Genomic DNA, 3,948 nt, shown 5'->3' with positions numbered 1-3,948 from the left:
GCCCCGGACAGCGTCGCCGGCATCGCCGCGCGGGCCCTGCCCAGTGTGGTGACCCTGCACGTCAGCGGGTCCGCCGAGTCCGGCACCGGTACCGGCTTCGTACTCGACGGCAGGGGCCACATCCTCACCAACAACCACGTCGTGGCCCCCGCCGGGTCCACCGGCGACATCACGGTCACCTTCAGCGGCGGCGAGACCGCGTCGGCCGAGGTCGTCGGGCAGGACAGCGGTTACGACCTGGCGGTGGTCAAGGTCAGCGGTGTCTCCGGCCTGAAGCCCCTGCCCCTCGGCAACTCCGACAACGTGCAGGTCGGCGACCCGGTGGTGGCCATCGGCGCGCCGTTCGACCTGTCCAACACGGTCACCTCCGGCATCATCAGCGCCATCCGCGCGGCCGACGCCGGCTCCGGGCTCGACGGCGGCCAGGCCGGCTCCATCGGCCTCGGGTTCGCCATACCGATCAACCAGGCCAAGCGCGTCGCCGAGGAGCTGATCAACACCGGCAAGGCGTCCCACCCCGTGATCGGCGTCACGCTGGACATGCAGTTCACCGGCGACGGCGCCAAGGTCGGCGGGAAGGCGGCCGACGGCGGACCCGCGGTGACCCCGGGCGGCCCGGCCGCCGAGGCGGGCATCGAAGCGGGCGACGTCATCACCCAGGTGCAGGGCCAGCGGGTGCACAGCGGCGAGGAGCTGATCATCAAGATCCGGGCCCACCGCCCCGGCGACCGGCTGGACCTGCGGCTGGAGCGCGGAGGCAAAGAGCTGTCCAAGACGTTGACCCTGGGTTCGGCGAGCGGCACCTGAGGGCGGGCGGCAGGTACCGCGCGGGCGGCCTCGCCGGGTACCGTGGATCCGGTCCGGGCCACGGCACCCGGCGGGCAGGCAACCGCTGAGACACGCAGAGAACACGAGGAGCAGCAAGGTGTTCAATGACATAGGCGCACTGGAGCTGCTGACGCTCGTGGTCATCGCCGTGCTCGTCTTCGGTCCGGAGAAACTGCCGAAGGTCATCCAGGACGTCGCGCGCACCATCCGCAAGATCCGTGAGTTCTCGGACAGCGCGAAGGAAGACATCCGCACGGAGCTCGGACCGCAGTTCAAGGACTTCGAGTTCGAGGACCTCAACCCCAAGACGTTCCTGCGCAAGCAGCTCTCGGAGGGCGGGGACGACCTGGGCCTGAAGGAGATCCGCGACAGCTTCGACCTGCGCAAGGAGATGGCCGAGGTCACCGACGCGGTCAACGGCCGGGAGAGCGCCTCGTCCACCGCCCCCGCGGCGGCGGACACGCCCGATCTCCTCAAGAAGGACACGACCCCCGGTCTCCTGAAGAAGGACACGTCCCCCGGTCTCCTGAAGAAGGAGTCCGCGTCCGACCCCCTGAAGAAGACCGCGCAGGACGAGCGCCCGCCCTTCGACGCAGACGCCACCTGAGACCCGTCAATCCCGGCTCGTCCGGACGGTATGGCTATTCTCCATCTGTCCGGTCGCGCGATCGCCCATGCCCGAGAGGGAGGGCCGCTCCGGATCACTGACAGATCGAGGAGGCGGCCGGACAGATGGAGACGACGAGTCGGGCAGAGGCGGACGGGGCCCCGGGCACCGGCACCGCAGAGGGGATGCCGGCGACCCGGCGTACTGTCGACGGATATCTGAAGGCGCCGTTCCCCTGGTACGGCCTCGACGAGGCGTTCACCGGTCCGCGCTGGCTGATGCAGGTCACCGCGGCGGCGGACGGCACGGTCCGGCACGGCTGCACCGGGCACGGTGAGGAACCGGTTCTGCGGGTCGCCGACGGCGAGGAGAAGGCGCGCTTCGCGGTGGTGGTGACCGTGGCCGGCAGCCCGACGCGGCACAGCGGCGACGGCACCGGCGTACTGGAGGCCACCACGGTGTCCTCGGCGGCCTGGCTGGCCGGCTCCGGGCTGCTCACGTACACCTGGCCCGCGCAGATGGACCACGTCCTGCGCACCGAATGGCTGAGCCAGCAGACCGAGGCGGCGTTCGTGATCGCCGACGAGGTCGGCCAGGCCCCCTGGTCGACGCTGTCCCTCCCGGTGGACGGCGTCCCCGTGGACTTCCACTACCGCGAGTCCGAGTTCGGCTGGGTCCTCGCCGGGTCGGCCCCCGACGGCACGCACATCGGCACGTACGGGCGCGGGATGAGCGCCTACGGCCTCGGCTTCGCGGTGATCGGTGACATCAGGACGTACGAGGCCTGAGCGGCCCGTACGGGTGCGGGGGCGGCCTCCGTCGAGGTCCGCCCCGCACCCGAGTGGGCCGAACGGCTCAGAACTTGTTGCGCGGGGTCAGCCCCAACGACATGCCGGACAGGCCGCGCTGACGGCCACCCAGCTTCTGCGCGATCGACCGCAGCGCCGCACCGGCCGGGGAGTCCGGGTCGGACAGGACGACGGGCTTGCCCTCGTCACCGCCCTCACGCAGCCGTACGTCGATCGGGATCGAACCCAGGACCGGCACCTCGGCGCCGACCGTCTTCGTCAGCCCGTCGGCGACCCGCTGCCCCCCACCGGAGCCGAACACGTCGACCATCTCGTCGCAGTGCGGGCACGGCATGCCCGACATGTTCTCGACGACACCGACGATCTTCTGGTGGGTCTGCACGGCGATCGAACCGGCCCGCTCGGCGACCTCGGCCGCCGCCTGCTGAGGGGTCGTGACGACCAGGATCTCCGCGTTCGGCACGAGCTGCGCCACGGAGATCGCGATGTCACCCGTGCCCGGCGGCAGGTCGAGCAGCAGGACGTCCAGGTCGCCCCAGTACACGTCCGCGAGGAACTGCTGGAGCGCCCGGTGCAGCATCGGGCCGCGCCACACCACCGGGGTGTTGCCCGGGGTGAACATGCCGATGGAGATGACCTTCACGCCGTGCGCGGACGGCGGCATGATCATGTTCTCGACCTGGGTGGGCCTGCCGTCCGCGCCGAGCATCCGGGGCACGCTGTGCCCGTAGATGTCCGCGTCCACCACGCCGACCTTGAGCCCGTCGTCCGCCAGCGCCGCCGCGAGGTTCACCGTCACCGACGACTTGCCGACGCCGCCCTTGCCGGACGCGACCGCGTAGACCCGGGTCAGCGAACCGGGCTTGGCGAACGGGACCTCACGCTCCGCCGTCCCTCCACGCAGCGAGGAGGCCAGCTCCTTGCGCTGCTCGTCGCTCATCACGTCGAGCGTGACCTCGACCCGCGACACGCCCTCGACACGGGCCACCGCGTCGGTCACGTTCCGGGTGATCGTCTCCCGCATGGGGCAGCCGGAGACCGTGAGGTACACGGTGACTGCGACCACGCCGTCCGGATCGATGGCGACCGATTTCACCATGCCCAGCTCGGTGATCGGTCGGTGGATCTCCGGGTCGTTCACTGTCGCCAGCGCTTCGCGCACCGCGTCTTCCGTAGCCATACCGACGATGGTACGGCGCCGGTGCCTACGCGCGGGTAGCCCCTCAGCGGTCGGCTTCGTCACTCTCCGCGGGACGCAGCACCCGGCGCTCCTCCATGTCCCTGATCATGGTCTCCAGTTCCGAGCGGATCCAGTCCCGGGTGGCGACCTCGCCGAGCCCCATCCGGAGCGCCGCGATCTCCCGGGTGAGGTACTCGGTGTCGGCGATCGAGCGCTCGTTCTGCTTGCGGTCCTGCTCGTGGGTGACCCGGTCGCGGTCGTCCTGGCGGTTCTGCGCGAGGAGGATCAGCGGGGCCGCGTACGAGGCCTGGAGGGACAGGGCCAGGGTCAGGAAGATGAACGGGTACTCGTCGAACCGCAGTCCGCGGGGCGCGACGATGTTCCACAGCACCCAGACGATGATGATCAGCGTCATCCAGACGATGAACCGCCCGGTCCCCAGGAAGCGCGCGATGCGCTCGGAGAACCGGCCGAACGCCTCCGGGTCGTACTCCGGCAGCAGCCGGCGCCGCGGTGCCTTCGGT

The 3,948-nt window shown here is 70.6% G+C and carries 5 protein-coding genes; 3 read left to right on the top strand and 2 right to left on the bottom strand.

Annotated features, from left to right (window positions below; genetic code table 11):
* From IH13_RS40095 to IH13_RS0110695, 3 genes are all read left to right on the top strand, one after another.
* A partial coding sequence (locus tag IH13_RS40095; RefSeq protein ID WP_037841101.1) for a S1C family serine protease occupies positions 1 to 807 on the top strand: 807 nt, incomplete at its 5' end.
* Between the two features lie 118 nt (positions 808 to 925).
* Complete coding sequence (locus IH13_RS0110700; RefSeq protein WP_031083244.1) at positions 926 to 1,435, top strand: sec-independent translocase; 510 nt, start codon at positions 926 to 928, stop codon at positions 1,433 to 1,435.
* 125 nt (positions 1,436 to 1,560) lie between these two features.
* Positions 1,561 to 2,223 carry a hypothetical protein gene (locus IH13_RS0110695; RefSeq protein ID WP_031083243.1) on the top strand — a complete coding sequence of 221 codons (663 nt, stop codon included), beginning with the start codon at positions 1,561 to 1,563 and terminating at the stop codon, positions 2,221 to 2,223.
* 67 nt (positions 2,224 to 2,290) lie between these two features.
* Here IH13_RS0110695 and IH13_RS0110690 read toward each other — a convergent pair whose 3' ends face one another.
* Positions 2,291 to 3,424, bottom strand: coding sequence for an Mrp/NBP35 family ATP-binding protein (locus IH13_RS0110690; RefSeq protein ID WP_031083242.1), 1,134 nt, complete (start codon positions 3,422 to 3,424; stop codon positions 2,291 to 2,293).
* A gap of 43 nt (positions 3,425 to 3,467) precedes the next feature.
* Positions 3,468 to 3,948, bottom strand: a 481-nt coding sequence (locus IH13_RS0110685; RefSeq protein WP_031083241.1) for a DUF1003 domain-containing protein, incomplete at its 5' end; no start/stop codon positions are given.

It is taken from the genome of Streptomyces sp. NRRL WC-3549 (assembly GCF_000721935.1).
Taxonomy (GTDB): Bacteria; Actinomycetota; Actinomycetes; order Streptomycetales; family Streptomycetaceae; genus Streptomyces.
Note: the sequence above shows the minus strand (reverse complement) of the source record. Positions and strands in the feature narration are given on the sequence as shown.